We start from the raw sequence: 22,293 nt of genomic DNA, 5'->3' as shown, positions 1-22,293 counted from the left end.
CAAACCTGCGCTAATTACTTGGCGCGGGCAGCAACGATGGCTTCAGCCACATTGCGAGGAGCTTCAGAGTAGTGCTTGAACTCCATGGTGTAGCTGGCACGACCTTGGGTCATGGAACGCAGCTGAGTGGCGTAGCCGAACATTTCGGACAGAGGCACTTCAGCCTTGATGGCCTTGCCGCCACCAACCATGTCGTCCATGCCCTGCACCATGCCGCGGCGGGAAGACAAGTCACCCATCACGGTACCAGCGTAGTCTTCAGGCGTTTCCACTTCCACAGCCATCATGGGCTCCAGGATGACGGGGTTGGCCTTGCGAGCAGCTTCCTTGAAACCGAAGATAGCGGCCATCTTGAACGCCATTTCGGACGAGTCCACGTCGTGGTACGAACCGAAGGTCAGACGCACCTTCACGTCCACCACGGGGTAACCAGCCAGCACACCAGAAGTCAGAGCTTCGATCACGCCCTTTTCCACCGCAGGGATGTATTCGCGAGGAACCACACCACCCTTGATTTCGTCGACGAACTCGAAGCCCTTGCCGGCTTCCTGGGGTTCCAGCGTGAACACCACGTGACCGTACTGACCCTTACCGCCGGACTGACGAACGAACTTGCCGTCCACATCCTTGACAGTGCTGCGCACGGTTTCGCGGTAAGCCACTTGAGGCTTGCCCACGTTGGCTTCCACGTTGAATTCACGCTTCATGCGGTCAACGATGATTTCCAGGTGCAGCTCGCCCATACCGGCGATGATGGTCTGACCCGATTCTTCGTCGGTGCGCACGCGGAAGGAAGGATCTTCAGCAGCCAGACGCGACAGGGCGATGCCCATCTTTTCCTGGTCGGCCTTGGACTTGGGTTCCACAGCCTGTGCAATCACGGGCTCGGGGAAGACCATGCGCTCCAGCACGATGGGAGCAGCCACATCGCACAGGGTTTCACCGGTGGTCACGTCCTTCAGACCCACGCAAGCAGCGATGTCGCCAGCGCGCAGTTCTTCGATTTCGATACGCTCGTTGGCCATCATCTGCACGATACGGCCGATACGCTCCTTCTTGCCCTTGACCGAGTTCAGCACGGTGTCGCCCTTGGACAGAACGCCAGAGTACACGCGCACGAAGGTCAGCTGGCCCACGAAGGGGTCGGTCATCAGCTTGAAAGCCAGGGCCGAGAACTTCTCTTCGTCATCAGCCTTGCGCGACAGACGCTTTTCTTCGTCGTCGGGATCGGTGCCTTCCACATCGGGAATGTCGATAGGAGAAGGCAGATAGTCGATCACGGCGTCCAGCATGCGCTGCACACCCTTGTTCTTGAAGGCGGTACCGCACAGCATGGGCTGAATTTCCACAGCCAGGGTACGAGCACGCAGACCATTCTTGATGTCCTCTTCGGACAGAGTACCTTCTTCCAGGTACTTGTTCATCAGGTCTTCGCTGGCTTCAGCCGCAGCTTCCACCATGTTCTCGCGCCACTTCTCAGCGGTTTCCTGAACATCGGCAGGGATTTCAGCGTAATCGAACTTCATGCCTTGAGAAGCTTCATCCCACAGGATGGCCTTCATCTTCAGCAGGTCCACAACACCCTTGAAGTTGTCTTCGGCACCGATTGGCACCACCACAGGCACGGGGTTGCCCTTCAGGCGAGTCTTGATCTGGTCCACGACCTTGAAGAAGTTGGCGCCGGTACGGTCCATCTTGTTCACGAAGGCCAGACGAGGCACCTTGTACTTGTTGGCCTGACGCCACACGGTTTCGGACTGGGGCTGTACGCCACCCACAGCGCAGTACACCATGCAAGCGCCGTCCAGCACGCGCATGGAACGCTCCACTTCAATCGTGAAGTCCACGTGGCCGGGGGTATCGATGATGTTGAAACGGTGTTCGGGGTAGGACAGGTCCATACCCTTCCAGAAGCAGGTCACGGCAGCAGACGTAATCGTGATGCCGCGCTCTTGTTCCTGTTCCATCCAGTCGGTCGTGGCAGCGCCGTCGTGCACCTCACCCAGCTTGTGGGTCACGCCTGTGTAGAACAGGATACGTTCGGTCGTGGTGGTCTTACCTGCGTCGATGTGAGCCGAGATACCGATGTTGCGGTAGCGGCCGATGGGGGTCTTGCGAGCCATGATGGATCCTTGCTTGATCGTATGGGAGTGCTGCCTGCAGCGTTTGTTACACCCGGGCAGCAGCTCTATATGGGGGCACTCAGAATCGAGACAAGGCCGCAGCAATTTTTTGCATGCGGCCCTGCATCCCTGAGGAGATTCCGATTAGAAGCGGAAGTGGCTGAATGCCTTGTTGGCTTCGGCCATGCGGTGCACTTCGTCACGGCGCTTCATAGCGCCGCCACGGCCTTCGGTGGCTTCCATCAGTTCGTTGGCCAGGCGTTGAGCCATGGACTTCTCACCGCGCTTGCGCGAAGCTTCCTTGATCCAGCGCATGGCCAGAGCCAGACGACGGACGGGACGCACTTCCACGGGCACTTGGTAGTTGGCGCCACCCACACGGCGGGACTTCACTTCCACCATGGGCTTGACGTTGTTAATAGCAACCACGAAGGCTTCCAGAGGATCCTTGCCGGGGTGCTTCTTTTCGATCAGTTCCAGAGCGCCATAAATGATGCGCTCGGCAACTGCCTTCTTGCCGCCTTCCATGATCACGTTCATGAATTTGGACAGCTCTACGTTGCCGAACTTGGGATCCGGCAGAATTTCACGCTTGGGGACTTCGCGACGACGTGGCATTTTTTACCTCTATCTTTGCTTCAGTTGGCGTCTTTTCGACACCGCGAGAGCTATTCAAAACTCTCACTTACTCGACCCACGCAAACATTTGCGCTTCGGGTCACTACGTTTGACCGCGCCAGTCAGGCGAATCAAACACCGTTTGTTTTCAAAAAACCAGGGCTGATTACTTAGCCTTAGGCTTCTTGGCACCGTACTTGGAACGGGACTGCTTACGGTCCTTGACGCCTTGCAGGTCAAGAGAGCCGCGCACGATGTGGTAACGCACACCAGGCAAGTCCTTCACACGGCCGCCGCGCACCAGCACAACGCTGTGCTCTTGCAGGTTGTGGCCTTCACCGCCGATGTACGAAATCACTTCGAAACCGTTGGTCAGACGAACCTTAGCCACCTTACGCAGAGCCGAGTTAGGCTTCTTAGGAGTGGTGGTGTACACACGGGTGCACACGCCACGGCGTTGGGGGCAGTTTTCCATAGCAGGGCTCTTGGATTTAACAACTTCGACCGTGCGGCCCTGACGCACGAGTTGGTTAATGGTTGGCATTAATTAAACGTCCCTAAACGTGAATTTGCTTCGTGAAAGCAAAAGGTTTATCCGCAGCAAACTGACTTTGATGCGAAAACGTGAATCCCTTCGGAAATTCCGAAAAGCCCTCGACTGTACCAGCTTGCGAAAAACTGCACAACTGCAGCCGCTCAATGGCCCTAGCCAGCCCAGACCTTCGCGGATTCTTCAGAGATGGCCCGGCACGAGGCGAACTCGCACCAGGCCTCAAAAAATTACTTGATCCAAAGACGGATGGTGTCCCACAGACGGCCAAAGAAGCCGGCCTGCTCCACCGCCTCCAGCGCCACCAGAGGCACTTCGGCCACGGTGTCGGCGCCCATCTTCACCTTGAGCGTGCCCATCGCCTGCCCCTTGGCGATAGGAGCGATCAGCGGGTCCTGACGAACCACTTCCGTGGTCAGCTTGCCGCCGCTGCCCGAAGGCACGCTGACCACAATGGGGCCGCCTTCGCGACCGATCTTGACGGCATTGGCAGCCCCCTTCCAGACCACAGGCGTAGCCACGGGCTGGTCGGCATCGAACAGCTTGACCGCGTCATAGGCGGTATAGCCCCAGTTCAGCAGCTTCTGGCTTTCGTTGGCGCGCGCCTTTTCGCTGGCGGTGCCCAGCACGATGGACAGCAAGCGGCGCTGCCCCACATTAGGCAAGTCGCGCTTGGCCGTGGCCACCAGGCAATAGCCGGCGGCACTGGTGTGGCCGGTCTTGAGGCCGTCCACGGTGGGGTCGCGGAACAGCAGCGTGTTGCGGTTGCTGCCGTTGGAGGCAGGCGTGCCTGGATAGGCGTAATGCTTGGTCGCGTAGTAATGCATGTACTCGGGGAAGTCATGCATGAGGCGCTGGGCCAGGATGGAGAGGTCGCGCGCCGTGGTCAGGTGACCAGGCTCGGTCAGACCTTCGGGGTTCTTGTAGGCGGTGTTCTTCATGCCCAGAGCCTTGGCCTGGTCATTCATCATCTTGACGAAGTTCTCCGCCGTGCCGCCCACGGCTTCAGCCAGCGCCATGGTGGCATCGTTGCCGGACTGGATGATCATGCCGCTGATCAGGTCGTTGACGGGCACCTGCATCTTGGGGTCGATGAACATGCGCGAGCCAGGCATCTTCCAGGCGCGCTCGCTCACGGGCATGGTCTGCTCCAGCGTGATTTTCTTGGCGCGCAAGGCGTCGAAGACCACATAGGCCGACATCAGCTTGGTCAGCGAGGCCTGCTCGACCGGAGCGTCGATGTCCTTGGCGCCCAGCACCTGGCCGGCGGTCACATCCACCAGCAGGTAGTTACGGGCGGCGATTTCGGGCGGCACGGGGGCAGCCACCTGCGCCATGGCAAACACGGGAGCCACTGCAGCAGCGACGGCCAGAACACGCAGTGTGGAATAGATGGGCTTCATAAAGACGACTCTCGCTAAAGCAAAGATGGGCGCGGTTATTTACCGCCGAAAACGGCCAAAGCCAAGGATATACCTTGGCTTGGCGCTATGAAAAGAGGGTAAGCAAGACGCGGTGGAATTTCACGTTCGTCCGGCAATCTGTCTGAGGCTCTTACTGTGACTGCAGGTGGCGTACCACCAGGCTCTTGAGCAAGGGCAATTGTCCGTGAAAGAAATGCCCGACCTGCGGGATCACGGTAACAGGCAGTATCTGCGGGCGTGCCCAGTCCATGACGGCAGACAGCTCGACGGTGTCGTCGGCCTCGCCATGGATGACCAAGGTCTGCTCATGCGCATCCTGGGGGATGGGAGCCACCTCGAAGCGACTGGCGGCCGTGCCGACCAGCACGGTCTTTTGCACCCGGCCTTCGGGCCACAGCTCGGTCAGAGCATGGCTGGTCACAAAAGCGCCAAAGGAAAAGCCCGCCAGGGCGATGGGACCTTGCGGCGCGACCTGACGCACCACGGCCAGCAGGTCCTGGGCCTCGCCCTTGCCTGCATCATGCTCGCCGGCACTGGCACCTACACCCCGGAAATTGAAGCGTACAGCCGTATAGCCGCATTGCACAAAGGCCCGCGCCAGCGTCTGCACCACCTTGTTGTCCATGGTGCCGCCAAACAGCGGATGGGGATGGGCGATGACGGCCACGCCTTTGGGGGCTTGCCCCTCGGCCATCTGCGGCGCATCGCGCAGGGCTTCGATCACACCGGCACCGCCGGTCAACGTCAGTCGTTCAGTCTGAGAATTCACTACGCTATCCTAGTTGTAGCTGCCAGCGCTTGCTGTTATTAGGCTGACGCTTGAAAACGCTTAAAGTTCCCGAGCAGGCATGCTCCATATCAGGGACACCAAGGAAGCGCCGCCGCGCACCGAAGGTGTCGCACCCCTCAGGGGGAGGGCATCACCTGCCCACGCTGTCAGGCAGCACCAGGCGCTCCACCACCTTGCCGTTCCTGAGGTGGGACTCGACGATTTCGTCGATATCGCTGTCGTCGACAAAGGTGTACCAGACCGCTTCGGGATAGACCACGGCCACCGGGCCGCCGGCGCAGCGGTCCAGGCAGCCCGCCTTGTTCACGCGCACCTGCCCCTTGCCGGCCAGCCCCTCTTCCTTGACACGGCGCTTGCAGTGATCAAAGCCTGCCTTGGCGCCATGCAACGCACAGCAGTCCTCGCCATTGGGGCGCTCGTTGAGGCAGAAAAAGATATGGCGCTGATAGTAGCCAGCAGCATGGTTGGAGTTCTGGGTGTCGCTCATAGTGAGGCCATTCTAGGCAGGCTGCTGACGCCGGGACACGCGCACGACCACATAGACCAGCGTCACGTAAGGCCAGAGCCAGCCCAGCCATTGACCCAGTCCGTAGAAGCGGATGAAACGCCCCTGCTCCCAGGCCTGCAGGGTCTGGGCAAAGTACACATTGGTGGGAGCCTGATTGAGGATGCTCAGATGCAGCACCAGCACCAAAAGCAATAGCACGGCGCACATGCGGCGTGAGGCCGGCAAGGCAATCACCGCCAGACCCAGGCCGCCCCAGACGCCTATGCGCACCGGCAGGTCCACCCATTCCCAGGCATGGGCCGGCCCCCAGCTCAGCGCGGCCGACAATGCCGTCACCCCCACGCCCAGCAGCACCAGCACCAATGCGGCCAACGCGCGCCGCCCCATGTGGCGCACGGCGCAGTAGGCCAGCAGACAGGGAATCCACAGGCCCAGCATCACGCACAGCATCTCGGTCACCAGCGACAGCGGCGTCATGGCGAAGTCGCCCAGCGGCAACCAGTCCTCGAATGGCGTGCTCAGCAGCAAGTCCTGCAAGGTTTCATCGAGGCGCTCCAGCACCTGCCCCAGGCCGAAGGGCACGGCCGCCGGAAACAACAGGGCAAACGGCCACAGCGCCAGCAGCACCAGCACGCCCCCGCTATCGTCGCCCAGCCATTTGCTGCGAAATGCGCTCCAGCGCGACAGCGCGCCCAGCCTCTCCAACAACGCTGCCAGCAGCGCGCCAACCAAGGTGCCCCCCGCATTGAGCACCAGGTCCAGATTGGACGGTACGCGGCGCGGCAGATAGATCTGCAGAAACTCCATGCACAGCGACAGCAGCGTGCCGCAGGCAAAGGCCAGCGGCACGGACAGCACCGGCTTGCCCGAGCGCATCAACGCCAGCGCCAGAAAGAAGCCCAGCGGCGCATAGCCCACGATATTGATGTTGACGTCGAACCAGGTCCAGTACGGCGGCGGGATCTTGGCGAACAGGAACACGCGCGGATCAATGCCTTGCGCGCGCCAGCCATCGAACGGAAACAGGCTGGCGAACACGATCAGCACCGCGTAGATCAACGCCAGCGGCCATGCCGAGGTATGACGCATGGAAATCACAGGCGCACGGACCGTCTCGGATACCGCAGGTTCAGTCACGACAGCTCCCGACCATACATATCATCAAAACGGCTTGACCACCACCAGGATCACGGCGGCAACCAAGAGCAGCACCGGCACCTCGTTGTAGAAGCGGAACCAGCGATGGCTTTTATGACAGCTGTTGTCCGCCAGCTTGCGCAGCAGCACGGCACAGCTGTGGTGATAGCCAATGACCAGCAGCACCACGGCCAGCTTGGCATGCAGCCAGCCGCCCGAAAAGCCCCAGCCCAGCCAGAGCCACAGACCCAGCCCCAGCGCGGGCACGGCCAGCAGGGTGGTAAAGCGCAGCAGCTTGCGCGCCATCAGCAGCAGGCGATCACGCTCGGCCACCGAGCCCGGCGTGACCATGGCGATATTGACAAAAATGCGCGGCAGATAGAACAGACCAGCGAACCAGCTGGCCACGAACACGATATGAAAGGCTTTGACCCAGAGCATGCGGTCAGTGTAAGTCGGCCCGCCATGCCCTGGCTGACAGGGGCCGACTCTTTACTTCAACCGGGCCAAAGTGAGAGCCAGCATGGATTAGTCACGCAGTGGCAAGCCAAGCCATGTTGAATGGGGCACAATTTTCTCCATGCATCTGTCCAGCCCTACCCCCTTTCCCCAGAATCGCCCGCGCCGTCTGCGCCGCGACGCCTTTACCCGCAACCTGGTGCGTGAGAACGTGCTGACGCCCCACGACTTCATCTACCCCGTGTTCGTGCACGAAGGCCAGAACAAGCGCGAAGCCGTACCCTCCATGCCCGGCGTGGACCGCCTGAGCCTGGACCTGCTGCTGCCCGTGGCCGAAGAATGCGTGAAGCTGGGCATCCCGGTGATGGCCCTGTTCCCGCAGATCGACACCGCACTCAAGACCCCTGACGGCAAGGAAGCCCTGAACCCCGACGGCCTGATCCCCCGCGTGGTGCGCGCGCTCAAGAAGGAATTCCCCGACCTGGGCGTGATGACCGACGTGGCGCTGGACCCCTACACCAGCCACGGCCAGGACGGCATCCTGGACGAAACCGGCTATATCCTCAACGATGAAACCGTGGAAGTATTGGTCGGCCAGGCCCTGACCCATGCCGAAGCCGGCGTGGACATGGTGGCCCCCAGCGACATGATGGACGGCCGCATCGGCGCCATCCGCGAGGCGCTGGAGCTGCAAGGCCATATCTATACCCGCATCATGGCCTACAGCGCCAAGTACGCCAGCGCCTTCTACGGCCCCTTCCGCGACGCCGTGGGTACCCGCGGCGCTCTGGGCAAGGCCGACAAGAACGTCTACCAGATGGACCCCGCCAACACCGATGAAGCCCTGCGCGAAGTGGCTCAGGACATCGCCGAAGGCGCGGACATGGTCATGGTCAAGCCCGGCATGCCCTACCTGGACGTGGTGCGCCGCGTCAAGGACGAGTTCAAGGTCCCCACCTTCGCCTACCAGGTCAGCGGTGAATACGCCATGCTCAAGGCCGCTGCCGCCAACGGCTGGCTGGACCATGACCAAGTGATGATGGAAGCGCTGATGGCCTTCAAGCGCGCGGGCGCCGACGGCATCCTGACCTATTTCGCCATCGACGCCGCCAAAAAGCTGCGTGGCCTTTGAAGGCGGTAATGGTTTTGATAGCTGCAAGCGCTTGATGTGCTTGCGCTTCAGGCCAATTAAGGCATGATTTCACGGCCCGGGTGCACTCCGGGCCGTTTTGCATTGAAACTCCTGTCATGCGTGTTCTGCACATTTCCCCGCTCTACGCCCAGCCCGTCGACACCCTGCCCACGCGGGAGCCCATGACGGGCTTTTACTGGGTCTCCTGCATGCGTTCGGAGCTGGAAAGCCAGCTGCCCGCCATACAGGCCATGCTGAGCCAGGTCGGCGGCACGCCGCTGGTGGACCTGCATGTCTCCGACCTGCTGAACCCGACCCTGCCCTCCAACTATGACTACACCTCGGTGTACGACATCCTGGTGTTCCGCCGTCTCGCCAACGCCCATCTGCCGCCACTCAACGGCTCCCATGAATCCATTGCCAGCGCTGCCCCCAGCCCTGTGCCCCCCACACCCAGTGCCCCGCCCTCGCACCGCCCGGCCCATGCCCAACCCCAGCGCGACGCGCCGGTGCTGCAGCGCGTGGAAACCCAGCCCGTGGGCTTTGCGCTCTATGACCATGTGCTGCTGTCCGTGCACCCCGACGACTGCTTTGTGCAGGAGAACTTCTGGCAACGCCTGATCACAGGCCCGGGCAAGGGCGACGGCCGTCAGCAAAGCAGCAAGATGCCGGTGGAGCCTGCCGACCTGATGCTGCGCATGGTCAACGGCATGGTGGACGGCTATCTGGACCTGCGCCGTTCGCTGACGCGGCAGATCGATCACTGGCAGATGGCGCTGCTCAAGCCCAACAAGCGCTTTTCCAACTGGGCCAGCGTGCTCGATGTGCGCCTGGCGCTGCACCAGCTCGACGAGATCTGCGAAGACCAGCGCGCCGCCATGCAGGACTGGACCGAGGCACTGGAAGGCTGGCCACCCGAGAGCACGCCTGCGCGCCAGCATGAGCGCGAGTTGCTGCGCGTGCGCTCACGCGACGTACTCGAACATATAGAGCGCGTGACCCACCACATTCACCGTATGGAACAAAGCGCCGAAACCGCCGTGCAAATGCACTTCTCGGCCCAGAGCAACCGCGCCAACGACATCATGCGCACGCTGACCACGGTGACGGCCATCTTTCTGCCGCTGAACCTGATTGCCGGCATCTTTGGCATGAACTTCGAGTTCATCCCCTTTGTGCATAAAAAGGACGGCTTTATCTGGGCGCTGGTGTCCATGGCCATCATCACCGTGGTGCTTGTGGCTTACTTCTGGCGCAGGCGCTATTTAGAAAATAACGACCAACCGTAACCGCTACGGCCTCCATGTGAATGATCCTGAGCGTTACGTTACGCGCAATGTAACACAGCCAACACAGAGGACTTCAATTTTTAAAAATTGAAAAAATAATCAAATAAAATCAATTACTTATACAAAAAAATCAAATACTTCATCCATGGCATGTTTTTTGCTTACCACACCTGGTAACACATCCCCATCATCAATGCTTGGTGATGCTTGTATCAGGAGGATTTATGCTCGCACTCAATGCCTTTGCATCTGGCTTTCAGCAGTCTCTGCGTCAATGGATGGCAGGCCGATTCTCCCGGGCTCTCGATCTCGATAGTGCTGCAATGTGCCCAGCGCCTGCACCAGACCAAGAAGAGCCTCCTCATGCCAGACTGCTTCAAAGCAGCAAAGGGGTTCTGATTCTGCGCAACGGCCGGGCGCACTCGGCATATTCAGGTCAGACCCTACAGTTGGGCGACCGTGTCATGGTGCCCAAGCAAGGTCAAGCTCAGTTCATGTTTCATGAACAGGGCAGCAAGGCTTTGTTAGGTCGCTTCGCAGGCGGTAGCGTGGCTTCGCTGGTGCATTTCAGCAAAAAAGATGGCGCCTGCTCTGTCGCGTTTGACGTCCTGAGCGGCAAGGTGGATTTGTTCATGGAAACAATCGGTGAGAGCTGCCTATGGGTTGGACACAACCCCTCTTCGGGTCGAGCCACTGTCGGGTTTCACTATGCACCCTCTCCCATCTGAACACGGCCTCAGTTATTCGCCTCTTGCTTGACCACTACGGCAGCACATTTCATGCAGCAGCTAGCTACTGCTGATCCGAATCAAGCCTGAAGATGTTCTGCAAAGAAGGCCAGCGTACGTTCGTTGGCCTTCTTTGAAGCCGCCTCGTTGTACGAGCCACGCTGATCGCAGTTGAAGCCATGGTCGGCTTCGTAGATATGGACTTCCACCTTGGGCTGGGCCAGCTTGAAGGCTTCCACGGACTCCAGCGAAATGTAGTGATCCTTGGCACCGAAGTGCGCCAGCACCGGGCACAGCGCCTGACGGCTGGCTTCCAGCTCGCCCGTCATGCCGCCGCCGTAATAGCAGACAGCAGCCGACAACGTGTCCAGATTGCAGGCCGCGCGCCAGGTCATCAGGCCGCCCCAGCAAAAGCCCACCGCGCCCACCTTGCCACCGGGTACCAGCTCGGCTGCATGGGCCACGGCAGCTTCCACATCGCGCAGCACGCCGGGCTCGGGCAAAGCCTCCACGGCCGTCTTGAGGGCAAAGCCCTGCTTCATGTCAGCGTCGGTATAGCCCAGCTCCACATCGGGTTGCACACGCTGGAACGTGGCGGGGGCCACCGCCACATAGCCCTGGGCCGCATAGCGGTCTGCCACCGAGCGGATATGGGAATTCACGCCAAAGATCTCCTGCAACACCACGATGGCGCCACGCGCTGCGCCCTCGGGCTTGGCCACGTATGCGGGGATCTTCGCTCCATCCACGGCGGTCAGTTCAACAAAGCTGCCCATTGTTCTAGCTCCTATTTCTGTTGCACAAGTCGTACACCTGACGGGCGCTACCAGCCTTTGATACGCAAATCACAAGGTGAATGCTGTAATGGCTGAGGCGCCCCGGCAATCCAGCCATTCTTTCACAAGCCATGCAGCCATGAACCTTCGCCCGACCAGACCGATGCACGCAAGCCCAACGTCAGGCCTCCACACCCGCTCCAGCCAAGGCCGCTGATCACTCTTTCCGGAGGCAATCCGCCATGGATCTCAAGCCCCTCATCACCCTGGTGGCCATCATCAATCCGCTGGCCATCGTTCCTTTTTTCATCCACTACACCGCAGGCTTCAGCGCCACCCAACGCTGGCAGACCATTCGCACCGCGGCCATTGCGGCCTTTTGCGTGATTGCCGTCTGCGCCCTGCTGGGGCTGCAGATTCTGCAGTTCTTCAATATCTCGCTGCAAAGCTTTCAGGTCGGAGGCGGCCTGCTGCTGATCAGTGCGATGAACATGCTCAACTCCCGCCCTGCGGAAGAGCGCCCGAACAACGCCACGCTGGAAGCCGGTGTGGAAAAAGCCGCCGAAGGCAACAGCATTGCCGTGGTACCGCTGACCATTCCGTTGCTGACAGGGCCTGCCGCCATGTCCACCGTGGTGATCTATGCGGACCAGGCGCGCAGCATCTGGCAGCATGTGGCGCTGGTCGGCTATGGCGTGGTGGTCGCCTTCGCCATCATGGTATGCTTCTCGCTGGCCGACCCGATTGCCCGCGTTCTGGGCAGAACCGGCATCAATGTGATGACAAGACTCATGGGCCTGATCCTGGCAGCCCTGGCCATCGAGGTGATGACGGGCGGGTTGATCAAGATCTTCCCCATACTGGCTTCGCCTGCGATTTATCCATAACCCCCTGAGCGGCTTTGCCGCTTCCCCCTTTCTCTACGCGCTTCGCGCTAAGGAAGGGGGACGACACCCTCGGTGCGGGACGGCCCTTCCTCGGTGTCCCTGAGATGGGCCGCGCCAGATTTAAGCGATAGCTTCTTCTTTGTCCTCACTTGTGCTGCAAGCACCGCCGCAGCCGGTAATCGGCTCGGCAGGCAAGGCTTCGGACAGCAGGACTTCACCGCTGACCGGGTCAAGGCCCACGCGGCGCATGTGCAGGGCGAGAGCCGCGTCCATATTCTGCGCATGGTGGCTGAACCAGGGCCCGAGCTCTGCGGCCATGTGACGAATCGTGTCCAGATCGCCCTGCGCACCCTTTGCAGCGCCTTCGCGCATGACGGCCAGAACCACCTTGTGCTGCTGGCTGTGGCAATTGCCCGTGGCAAAGCCCGTGGTCTGCATCCAGCGGTCTTCCTGGTCAAAGTGATGCTGGGTGTGCACGATCAGCTCATCCCATAGCGCACACAGCCGCGCATCGTCAGCCGCTTCCACCAGCCCCAGCAGCGCCACAAATTCTTCATGGACCGCATCCATGGCGGGCAGGTCCAGTACCAGAGCAGGCGTCCATTCCAGGCTGGCCATAGCGATTCCTTTGCTTTGCAAGTTGCGGAAGTCCCAGCTTAGAAAGATCGCCGCCCCCAGCCATTGACCCATATCAGCAAAGCTGCGCTGCGATGGCACCGCGAATCGGAGCCCATCAAAAAAAGCCCTGCACTGCAGGGCTTTCAAAGCGGATCGTGACAATCAGCGGCCGTAACGCTGCAGCCAGTTGCTCAGTTGCACGGTCAGCTCGTTCACGCTAGTGGCCATGGCCCGCGCGCCACCCGCGGCATCGGCCGTGGCGGCCGGGGTCTGGGCACTGAACAGTTGCTGCCCCAGCAGCACATTGCCGCCACGGCGATCCTGCGCGATCAGGCTGGCGCGAATCCGCACCACCGCCTGGCTGCTGCTGGCACTGTCGAACACCTGGCTGAACTCCACAATCTCCAGGCGCAGCAACCCCAGAGAACGCGTGTCATTGGGATTGGCGCTGAGATTGTCTTTTTCCGATAGCACCGGGCGCTCAAGCGCCAGGCGGGTGCGCAGGCGCTGCTCCAGCATCTGGGCCGGCGGCAGGCTCCAGCGGGCGCGCTGATAGCTGCGCAGCTCCTGGTTGTCTGCGTAGTTCAGGCGATAGAGCATGGCCGTGGAGTTATCGGCTCCGGCAGGCGTCTGGACTTCGGCCAGCACCAGCGGCGGTGGCGCAACACTGGGTGCGGCTGCCGTGGCCAGGGGCACCGTGGTGTCGGTCAACCCCAGGTCATAGCGGGCGGACTGCACGGGCGGCGTGGGCAAGGCCGAGCAGGCGGCCAGCGCCAGCGCAACCACAGGCAGGGCCGCTGCGCGCAGCAGTCCCGTCGAGAAGTGAAGAGGTAGTGCCATATCGGTTCCTGTGACGTTGTTCGCCAGATCAATGGGCCGCGGCAGGAGCCGCAAACCCGGGCTCGCCCGGGCCGGGCTCTCCGGCACCCGCGCCATAGAGCACGGACTGCGGGTTGTCGCCGATACGGCTGGCCATATTGCTCAGGCTGCGCGAGGCGCGCGAAAAATCATCGGCCGCGCGATTGACGCGTGGCAGAGTGCTGCGACCCAGCGCATCGGCCGCCACGGTCAGCGACTGCGTACCTGCCGCGATCTGTTGCAGCGGGCCGTCAGGCGCGTTGATGCGGCGCACCGTCTGCTGCAGGTCGCCCGCCACGCCCGTGGCCGCGTTGCCGGCCTTGGTCAGCGACTGCAAGGTCTGGTGGGCATCGGCCGTGATCTGGGGAAAACCTGCTGCCGCCTTGTTCATGGTGCCAGCCAGCTCGTTGACACTGCCTGCGGCGGCCGCGATGTTCTGCAGTGCCTCGCTCACGCGCTTCTGGTTGTCCTCATCCAGCATTGCGCTGAGGCGGCGCGAAATCTCGTCCACCCGCTCCAGCAGCACCGGCCCCTGATCGGCCAGCATGTTCAGCGGCGATGACTTCATGGGCATGCGCGGCAAGCCGCTGGGGCCGGGCTTGAGCTGCTGCGGTGTCTTGGAATCATCGTCAAGCTGGATATGCGCCAGCCCCGTCACGCCCTGGTAGCCAAGCTGGGCATAGGTCGCAGGGGTCACGGGCGTGTCCTCGCCCACGGCGATGCGGATCAGCACATTGCCGGGGATCTGCGGATCAAAGCCTATGCGCACCACCTTGCCCACGGGCACGCCCTTGTAGCGCACCGTGGCCTGAGGCTGCAGGCCGCTGACGCCATCCTTGGTGGACATTTCATAGAGCTGGTACTGCCGGTTGTCACGCGTCAGCCAGACGGCCAGCCCTGCCAGCAGGGCTGCGACGACCAGCACGAAAATGCCGGCCGCCATGGCATGGGACTTGTTTTCCATCAGCTTTCCTCTGCGGCAACGCCGCCTTGCACCGGGGCCATGGCACGGCGGCCACGTTCTCCCTGGAAGAAGTGTTCGATAAACGGGTGCTTGACCTGGGCCACATCGCGCGGCGCACCGGTGACCAGCACGCGCTTTTCGGCCAGCACGGCCACGCGGGTGGACAGTGCGAACAGCGTGTCCAGATCATGGGTGACCATGATGACGGTCAGCCCCAGTTCGGCATGAATGTCGCGCAACAGCTCGCAGAACTCGTCCGAGCCCTTGGGATCCAGTCCGGCCGTCGGTTCGTCCAGCAGCAGCAGTGGCGGGTCCATGATGAGTGAGCGCGCCAGCGCCACACGCTTGATCATGCCACCCGACAGGTCGGCAGGCATGCGCGTCGCATGTTCTGGCTTGAGCCCCACCATCTGCAGCTTGACCATGGCCGCGTCGCGGACCACGGCCTGGGGCAGGGTGCCCTGCTCGCGCAGCGCAAACGCGACGTTGTCCAGCACATTGAAGGCCGAATACAGCGCGCCCTGCTGGAACAGCATGCCCACATGGCTGGCCGCCAGCTCGCCGCTGATGACCTCGCGCGAAGGCCGTCCATCGATCGTGACCGTGCCGCGCGAGGGCGAGAGCAGGCCCAGGATCTGGCGCAGCAGCACCGTCTTGCCCGTGCCCGAGCCACCGACCAGGGTCAGGATCTCGCCCGGATAGACATCAAAGTTCAAATCCTGGTGCACGGCAAAGCGGCTCTCGCCCGAGCCGAACTCGGTCCACAAGTCCTTGGCCTGCACCAGAGGCTTCACATCCTGCGGCGGCAGATAGCCACCGACAGCGCCGTCGATCAGGCGGTTTTGCATCACTGCGGCCATACGCGCCCCCCTCTGAAACCGGCGCAGCCCAACACAGTGACGCCGAGCAAGAGCCGCCTCGCGGCGATGGCGTCGTCCCCCTTGGGGGAAGCGGCGAAGCCGCACAGGGGGTATCTCATCTAAAACCCCACATTCCTAAACAAGATCGCAAAAATGGCATCCACGATGATGACCATGGTGATGGACGACACCACCGATGCCGTCGTGCCCTGGCCCAGGCTCTGGGTATTGGGCTCCACCTTCAGACCCCAGTGGCAGCCGATCAGCGCGATCAGCACGCCAAAGACCACGGATTTGCCCATGGCCAGCCCCAGATTGCCGATCTGCACGGCGGAAGGCAGGCTCTGGAAGAAGTAGGAAGGCGTGATGTCCATGGTGACATCCGCCGCCACCATGCCTCCGGCCAAAGCCGCCAGAATGGTCCACAAGGCTACCAGCGGCATGGACACGGCCAGCGCCAGCGCCCGTGGCATGACCAGGCGGTAGCCCTTGGAGATGCCCATGACCTGCATGGCATCGAGTTCCTCGGTCACGCGCATCACGCCGATCTGCGCCGTGATGGCCGAGCCGCTGCGCCCTGCCACCAAAATGGCGGCCAACAGCGGCCCCAGCTCGCGGATCAGCGAGATGCCCAGAATATTGACAATGAAGGACTCGGCACCGAACTGGCGCAGCTGCAGTGCCATCAGATAAGCTAGCACCACGCCGATCAGAAAGCCCACCAGGGCCGTGATGGGCAGGGCCGTGGCGCCCGTGGCATAGAGATGGCCCGAAATATCGCGCCAGGGGCCACGCAGCGGGTTGCGCGCCAGCCGCAGGCAGTCGAGCAGCAACTGCCCCACCAATCCGGTCAGATCCCAGAAATGGCCGCGCGCATTGATGACCAGTTGCCCCAGGTTGTTGACCTGACACATCAGGCCCGAGGGTTCGGGCTTGGGCTCGGGAACATCGCTGAACTTGGCCACGCGCTCCAGCATGGTGCGCTGATTGTCCGTGGTCTTGAGCTGCTCGGGCCAGCGCCGGCCCCACTGTTCCCACAGCAGTTGGGCGCCCACATGGTCCAGCCACTGCAACTGCTGCAGATCCCAGCCGGCAGTTGCGGGCACAGCGCGAATCTGCGGGGCCAGTTGCCGCCAGAGCTTGCGATCCCCCAGCTCTGCGGCACTCCAGCGCCCCTCGGGCACGGCCCATGGCCGACCATCGAGGGTCTGCAGCGGGCATTGAGGATTTGGGTCAGTGCTGGACAAAGAAATTTCCTAGAACAAAGACAGTGGGCAGGCCGCCCAGCATAACGCGGGGCGGCGGCGGCTGGCTGCGCGCCCGCAATGAGGCGGCGTAGGCGCAGGACGCATGCCGATGCCCAAACTTATGCAATTTTTATCAAAAAACAGCTAAACCCCGCAACCATACAGCGCAAGACGCTTCAAAAACAGGAGTACAAGCAGGCTTTCCCTATCGACACCTCCTGACAGCTCCGCACAATCAATTGGCCACCGGCACTGCCGATGGTTTTTTTCCGGCCCTAGATCTCTGCCCATGAGCGACACCACTTTTGACTACATCGTCATCGGCGGCGGCACAGCAGGTTCCTTGCTGTGCAACCGTCTGTCCCGCAATAAAAACCACCGGGTGCTGCTCATCGAGGCCGGTCGCAAGGACGACTATCACTGGATTCACATTCCCGTCGGCTACCTCTACTGCATAGGCAATCCGCGCACCGACTGGCTCTATCAGACCGAGCCCGACCCCGGCCTCAACGGCCGCAGCCTGCGCTATCCGCGCGGCAAGACCCTGGGCGGCTGCTCCAGCATCAACGGCATGATCTACATGCGCGGCCAGGCCCGCGACTATGAGCAATGGGCCCAGCTGACGGGCGACGATACCTGGCGCTGGGATCAGGTGCTGCCCGCGTTTCGCCAGCATGAAGACCACTGGCGGCTGGATGCCGATCAGTTGGCCCAGGTCAGCGAGGAATTCCGCCGCCTGCACGGCAACAAGAGCATTGGCGGCGGCGGTGAGTGGCGCGTGGAGCGCCAGCGCCTGCGCTGGGACATTCTGGACGCTTTTGCTCAGGCCGCACAGCAGGCCGGCATCCCCGCCACCGATGACTTCAATCGGGGTGACAACGAGGGCGTGGGCTATTTCGAGGTCAATCAAAAAGGCGGATGGCGCTGGAACACCGCCAAGGCCTTTTTGCGCCCCACCTGCTATGGCCGCCCCAATTTCGAGATGTGGACCCATGCCCAGGTCAGCCGCCTGTTGCTGCAAGATCTGCCGGGTGGCGGCCAGCGCTGCACCGGGGCCGAGGTCTGGACCGGCAGCGAGATGGTCACCGTCCATGCCGAGCGCGAGGTGCTGCTATGCGCCGGCGCCGTCAACTCGCCGCAGATTCTGCAGCTCTCGGGCATAGGTCCGGGCGAGCTCCTGCAGCGCCACGGCATCGAGGTCAGACGCGATCTGCCCGGTGTGGGCGCCAATCTGCAGGATCATCTGCAGATCCGCTCCGTCTACAAGGTGCAAGGGGCCAAGACTCTCAACACCATGGCCAGCAGCCTCATGGGCAAGGCGGCCATCGGTCTGGAATACGCCCTCAAGCGCAGCGGCCCCATGAGCATGGCGCCCTCCCAGCTGGGCGCCTTCACGCGCAGCGACCCCGGCCAGCCCCACGCCAATCTGGAATATCACGTGCAGCCGCTGTCCCTGGATGCCTTTGGCGAGCCCTTGCACGACTTTGCGGCCTTTACCGCCAGCGTCTGCAACCTCAATCCCAGCAGCCGGGGCACGGTACAGCTGCAAAGCGCGGACTTCCGCCAGGCCCCGGCCATTGCGCCGCGCTATCTGTCCACCGCCGAAGACCGCCAGGTCGCCGCCGACAGCCTGCGCGTCACCAGACGCATCGTCAGCCAGCCCGCACTGGCGCCCTATCGGCCCGAGGAGTTCAAGCCTGGCGTGCAGTACCAGAGCGACGAAGATCTGGCCCGTCTGGCTGGCGATATCGCCACCACCATCTTTCACCCCGTAGGCACCACCAGGATGGGCAAGAGCAGCGATGCCATGGCCGTGCTGGACAGTCGCTTCAGGGTGCGCGGCATTCAGGGTCTGCGCGTGGTCGACGCCGGAGCCATGCCCACCATCACCAGCGGCAACACCAACAGCCCGACGCTGATGATGGCCGAGAAGGCTGCCGGCTGGATTCTCAAAGATCCCGAGGAAAACTCTCGGACTAGCAGCGCAGAGCCCGAAGTGTTGTTTCGCCTAACGCTTTAAAACAAATCCGTGCCGCAGCCTGCGCTCGACTCCCCTGCTGCAGCAAAATTCACTAAAACCCTTTGTGTATCAATCGCCTCAAGCTATGCTTTTTGATAGACATCAGAAAAATTTCTCTTGTAGGCCAGAAGACGGTTTCATTTGTAAGACTTTTTTGATACAACCCAAGGGAATTCCCCAATGCACCACTGCGGTGCAACATTTACATTCTCGTCACTCTCGCTGCTCCACGAAGCAGCATGGGGGGCCGAGGAGACAACTCGACACACAATCAGATCTACATTTATAAAAGCATCAAAGATGCATTCAAAAGCGCCCCAGTGGCGCTTTTTTTATGTCCTGACGGTGCACAATCGGCGCCGCCGCCAGGGTCAGTCCGGCGCCCCTGTCTCACCTTTGCATGGCCGGACCTTTCATCCACAAGCGCCGTGCACCACTTTCAGGCACTGCTTCATGGAATGGATTCTTGTTTCTCTCGCCTCGGCGCTGGCCGGCTTTGTGGATGCCATCGTGGGCGGTGGCGGCCTGATTCTGGTGCCCGCCATGTTCGCGGCCTTTCCCAACACCGCACCGGCCACACTGTTTGGCACCAACAAGAGTGCGGCCGTCTGGGGCACGGCGATTTCGGCCTGGCAATACAGCAAACGCGTGCACATCACCTGGGCCACGCTGCTGCCGGCCATCGCCACCACGCTGGTGGGCGCGTTTTTCGGAGCCTGGGCCGTCACCCAGATCTCGCCGGACTTTCTGCGAAAGCTGCTGCCCTTTATTTTGCTGGGCGTGCTGCTCTACACCCTGGCCAAGAAGGAGCTGGGACGCGACCATACGCCACGTCTTGCGGGGCGTGCCGAGATGCTGACCGCCAGCACCATCGGCCTGCTCATCGGGTTTTACGACGGCTTCTTCGGCCCGGGCACGGGCAGCTTCTTCGTCTTTCTGTTCGTGCGCCTGCTGGGCTACGATTTCCTGAACGCCTCTGCCAGTGCCAAGCTGCTTAATCTGGCCTCCAACGCCGCAGCCCTGCTGCTGTTCTCGCTCAAGGGCCATGTGTGGTGGCACTTTGCCGTGCCGCTAGCCGTGGCCAATGTGCTGGGCAGCATGCTGGGCACCTGGATGGCCCTGCGCCATGGCACGGGCTTTGTGCGCAGCATCTTCATCGGCGTGGTCAGTCTGCTGATTCTGAAGACCGGATATGACGCTTTTCTGCGTTGAGCGCAGACCCATCAAGCGTTGAGCGCTATCAAGTTCAAGGCGTCATCTCCTCCTCGGAGAGCACCGAGATATCTTCCACGCGGCGGGGCGTGCCTATGGGCGCTCCCGCCTTGCCCACACGCACGGCTGCAATGTCGGCCTCGCTGGGATAGTTGCCCACCAGCCAGTAGTCGAGAATACGGCGCGCGATAGGCGCAGCGGCAGCAGCACCAAAGCCGGCGTTTTCCACAATCACCGCAACGGCGATCTTGGGCGCATCCGCCGGGCCGTAGGCGATATACAGGGAGTGGTCGCGCTGGTATTCGGCCAGACGTGCCGCGTTGTATTTTTCCTTCTGGCCCACGGTCACGGCCTGGGCCGTACCGGTCTTGCCACCCGACAGATAGGCAGCGCTGCCGAACACGCCGCGGCCCGTGCCGCCGGTCACCACGCCCACCATGCCGCGCTTGACCGCGTCCACATTGCTCTGCTTGTAGCCCAGATTGACAGGCGCTGGCTGAACAATGGGCGAACGCACCCCGGTAACGGAGTCGATCAGTTCCTTGCCCACATGAGGCGTGTAGCTCATGCCGTTATTGACCAGCGTGGCCAGCGCATGCGAGAGCTGAAGAATGGTGAAGTTGTTATAGCCCTGGCCGATACCCAGAGAAATCGTTTCGCCCGCAAACCATTGCTGCTGGGCGGCGCGCTTGTAGGTCTTGCGCTTCCACTCCTTGCTGGGCAGCACACCGCGCACCTCGCCGGGCAGGTCGATGCCGGTGATCTGACCAAAACCCAGCGGCTTCATGAAGTCATGAATCGCGTCCACACCCATCTCGTTGGCCAGGGTGTAGAAATAGACGTTGCTCGAATGCTGGATGGCACGCGCCAGATCCACCGGACCCAGGGCGTGGCCGGAGCGGAAGGTATGGCCGCCGAAAGTCCAGGAGCCGCCATCCTGAATCACGGTGCCCGGCGTACGCTTGCCGGTTTCTATGCCGGCCAGGCCCATAAAGGGCTTGTAGGTCGAGCCCACGGGGTAGGTGCCGCGCATGGAACGGTTGAGCAGGGGGCGATCCAGCGACTCGTTGAGCATCTTCCAGTTTTCCTGGTCGATACCGTCAACAAACAGATTGGGGTCGTAGGTGGGCTTGCTGACCATGGCCAGCACTTCGCCATTGCGAGGGTCCAGGGCGATGGCCACACCACGGCGGTTACCGTAGAGATCCTCGATCATTTTCTGCAGCTTGATGTCCACCGACAACTGCAGGCTATGACCCGGCGTGGCGGGGCGGCTGCCCAGGCGGCGCACGGCATGACCGCCGGCCGAGGTTTCCATTTCCTCCCAGCCGGTCTGGCCGTGCAGCTGATTCTCGTAGCTTTTCTCGGCGCCCAGCTTGCCTATGACCTCGGTACCGCGATAGTTGGCCGCATCGTCAGAGTCATCAATCTCTTCTTTTTCTCGCTGATTGATACGGCCAATGTAGCCAATCAAATGGCTGCCGGTCTCCTTGAGCGGATAGGTACGGAACAGCCGTGCCTTGATATCCACGCCCGGAAAACGATAGCGCTGCGCCGCAAACTTGGCGACTTCCTCATCGGTCAGACGCGAGCGGATGGGGATGGACTCGAAGCTTTTGGAGTCATCCACCAGGCGCTTGAACTTGCGCCGATCGCGCGGCGTGATCTCCAGAATCTCGGACAAGCCGTCGATGGTTTCGTCCAGGTCCGACACCTTGGAGCGCGTAATTTCAAGCGTATAAGCAGAGTAATTACTCGCCAGCACCACACCATTGCGGTCGAGAATCTGCCCGCGATTGGGCACGATGGGCACCACGGCCGTGCGGTTGCTCTCGGCACGCTCGGCCAGCTCCTGATGGCGCTCCACTTGCAATACCAGCAGACGTGACACCAACAGACAAAACGCCAGCAGTACCACACCACTCATGACAATGGCGCGCAGCCGAAAGCGCTGCAACTCGGCTTCGGTATTGCGAATCTCCATCATGATTCAGTTACCCGCGAAATTGGCGCGTCCCAAGCGCGGGCAGCCGAGCAAGGGCCGCCCCGCAGCGAGGGCTGCGTCCCCCTCCCATAGCGCGCAGCGCGTAGAG

General features: G+C 61.6%; 21 protein-coding genes. 6 read left to right on the top strand and 15 right to left on the bottom strand.

Features of this window, described 5'->3' with window-relative positions; genetic code table 11:
* Nucleotides 1-14: 14 nt before the first annotated feature.
* The 8 genes from fusA to QMY55_RS01370 form a co-directional block, all read right to left on the bottom strand.
* Entirely contained in the window at nt 15-2,123 is a 2,109-nt protein-coding gene (gene fusA, locus QMY55_RS01405) for an elongation factor G (RefSeq protein ID WP_283486950.1), read from the bottom strand.
* 144 nt (nt 2,124-2,267) lie between these two features.
* A complete protein-coding gene (gene rpsG, locus QMY55_RS01400) occupies nt 2,268-2,741 on the bottom strand; it encodes a 30S ribosomal protein S7 (protein WP_283486949.1) in 474 nt (157 codons plus the stop codon).
* Between the two features lie 166 nt (nt 2,742-2,907).
* Entirely contained in the window at nt 2,908-3,285 is a 378-nt protein-coding gene (gene rpsL, locus QMY55_RS01395) for a 30S ribosomal protein S12 (protein ID WP_012202325.1), read from the bottom strand.
* Between the two features lie 236 nt (nt 3,286-3,521).
* On the bottom strand, nt 3,522-4,694 hold the full coding sequence (locus QMY55_RS01390; protein ID WP_283486948.1) for a D-alanyl-D-alanine carboxypeptidase family protein: 1,173 nt from the start codon (nt 4,692-4,694) through the stop codon (nt 3,522-3,524).
* 151 nt (nt 4,695-4,845) lie between these two features.
* Nucleotides 4,846-5,484 carry an alpha/beta hydrolase gene (locus tag QMY55_RS01385; protein WP_283486947.1) on the bottom strand — a complete coding sequence of 213 codons (639 nt, stop codon included), beginning with the start codon at nt 5,482-5,484 and terminating at the stop codon, nt 4,846-4,848.
* Nucleotides 5,485-5,635: 151 nt separating this feature from the next.
* Nucleotides 5,636-5,992, bottom strand: coding sequence for a (2Fe-2S) ferredoxin domain-containing protein (locus QMY55_RS01380; protein ID WP_283486946.1), 357 nt, complete (start codon nt 5,990-5,992; stop codon nt 5,636-5,638).
* A 12-nt stretch (nt 5,993-6,004) separates the two neighbouring features.
* On the bottom strand, nt 6,005-7,102 hold the full coding sequence (locus tag QMY55_RS01375) for a VanZ family protein (RefSeq protein WP_283488858.1): 1,098 nt from the start codon (nt 7,100-7,102) through the stop codon (nt 6,005-6,007).
* A gap of 72 nt (nt 7,103-7,174) precedes the next feature.
* Complete coding sequence (locus tag QMY55_RS01370) at nt 7,175-7,591, bottom strand: CopD family protein (RefSeq protein WP_283486945.1); 417 nt, start codon at nt 7,589-7,591, stop codon at nt 7,175-7,177.
* A gap of 139 nt (nt 7,592-7,730) precedes the next feature.
* On the opposite strand from QMY55_RS01370, the gene hemB reads away from it, so the two are divergent.
* The 3 genes from hemB (at nt 7,731) to QMY55_RS01355 (ending at nt 10,758) form a co-directional block, all read left to right on the top strand.
* Nucleotides 7,731-8,741, top strand: coding sequence for a porphobilinogen synthase (hemB, locus tag QMY55_RS01365; protein WP_283486944.1), 1,011 nt, complete (start codon nt 7,731-7,733; stop codon nt 8,739-8,741).
* Between the two features lie 116 nt (nt 8,742-8,857).
* Entirely contained in the window at nt 8,858-10,030 is a 1,173-nt protein-coding gene (locus QMY55_RS01360; RefSeq protein WP_283486943.1) for a magnesium transporter CorA family protein, read from the top strand.
* Nucleotides 10,031-10,254: 224 nt separating this feature from the next.
* On the top strand, nt 10,255-10,758 hold the full coding sequence (locus QMY55_RS01355) for a hypothetical protein (protein ID WP_283486942.1): 504 nt from the start codon (nt 10,255-10,257) through the stop codon (nt 10,756-10,758).
* Between the two features lie 80 nt (nt 10,759-10,838).
* Here QMY55_RS01355 and QMY55_RS01350 read toward each other — a convergent pair whose 3' ends face one another.
* Entirely contained in the window at nt 10,839-11,534 is a 696-nt protein-coding gene (locus QMY55_RS01350) for a dienelactone hydrolase family protein (RefSeq protein WP_283486941.1), read from the bottom strand.
* A 242-nt stretch (nt 11,535-11,776) separates the two neighbouring features.
* Here QMY55_RS01350 and QMY55_RS01345 point away from each other — a divergent pair, with 242 nt between their 5' ends.
* Complete coding sequence (locus QMY55_RS01345) at nt 11,777-12,421, top strand: MarC family protein (RefSeq protein ID WP_283486940.1); 645 nt, start codon at nt 11,777-11,779, stop codon at nt 12,419-12,421.
* A 120-nt stretch (nt 12,422-12,541) separates the two neighbouring features.
* Here the strand turns inward: QMY55_RS01345 and QMY55_RS01340 are convergent, their stop codons facing one another.
* The 5 genes from QMY55_RS01340 to QMY55_RS01320 all read right to left on the bottom strand — a co-directional run bounded on the left by QMY55_RS01340 (nt 12,542) and on the right by QMY55_RS01320 (nt 16,968).
* Nucleotides 12,542-13,039, bottom strand: coding sequence for a hemerythrin domain-containing protein (locus tag QMY55_RS01340; protein ID WP_283486939.1), 498 nt, complete (start codon nt 13,037-13,039; stop codon nt 12,542-12,544).
* Nucleotides 13,040-13,201: 162 nt separating this feature from the next.
* Complete coding sequence (locus QMY55_RS01335; RefSeq protein ID WP_283486938.1) at nt 13,202-13,879, bottom strand: ABC-type transport auxiliary lipoprotein family protein; 678 nt, start codon at nt 13,877-13,879, stop codon at nt 13,202-13,204.
* A gap of 28 nt (nt 13,880-13,907) precedes the next feature.
* Nucleotides 13,908-14,861, bottom strand: a complete 954-nt coding sequence (locus QMY55_RS01330) for an MlaD family protein (protein ID WP_283486937.1) — start codon at nt 14,859-14,861, stop codon at nt 13,908-13,910.
* Nucleotides 14,861-15,721 carry an ABC transporter ATP-binding protein gene (locus QMY55_RS01325; protein WP_407650586.1) on the bottom strand — a complete coding sequence of 287 codons (861 nt, stop codon included), beginning with the start codon at nt 15,719-15,721 and terminating at the stop codon, nt 14,861-14,863. Before QMY55_RS01325 ends, QMY55_RS01330 begins: the two co-directional genes overlap by 1 nt.
* Before the next feature lie 119 nt (nt 15,722-15,840).
* Nucleotides 15,841-16,968, bottom strand: a complete 1,128-nt coding sequence (locus tag QMY55_RS01320; RefSeq protein ID WP_283486936.1) for an MlaE family ABC transporter permease — start codon at nt 16,966-16,968, stop codon at nt 15,841-15,843.
* 289 nt (nt 16,969-17,257) lie between these two features.
* On the opposite strand from QMY55_RS01320, the gene QMY55_RS01315 reads away from it, so the two are divergent.
* Nucleotides 17,258-18,988: a GMC family oxidoreductase gene (locus QMY55_RS01315; RefSeq protein WP_283486935.1), complete on the top strand. Its 1,731-nt coding sequence runs from the start codon at nt 17,258-17,260 to the stop codon at nt 18,986-18,988.
* Between the two features lie 453 nt (nt 18,989-19,441).
* Nucleotides 19,442-20,200, top strand: a complete 759-nt coding sequence (locus tag QMY55_RS01310) for a sulfite exporter TauE/SafE family protein (RefSeq protein WP_283486934.1) — start codon at nt 19,442-19,444, stop codon at nt 20,198-20,200.
* Between the two features lie 34 nt (nt 20,201-20,234).
* On the opposite strand, the gene mrdA is transcribed toward QMY55_RS01310, so the two are convergent.
* On the bottom strand, nt 20,235-22,187 hold the full coding sequence (mrdA, locus tag QMY55_RS01305; RefSeq protein ID WP_283486933.1) for a penicillin-binding protein 2: 1,953 nt from the start codon (nt 22,185-22,187) through the stop codon (nt 20,235-20,237).
* Nucleotides 22,188-22,293 lie beyond the last annotated feature (106 nt).

Origin of the sequence: Comamonas resistens, assembly GCF_030064165.1 — a bacterium.
GTDB lineage: Bacteria > Pseudomonadota > Gammaproteobacteria > Burkholderiales > Burkholderiaceae_C > Comamonas > Comamonas resistens.
This window is presented reverse-complemented; position numbering and strand designations above follow the sequence as displayed.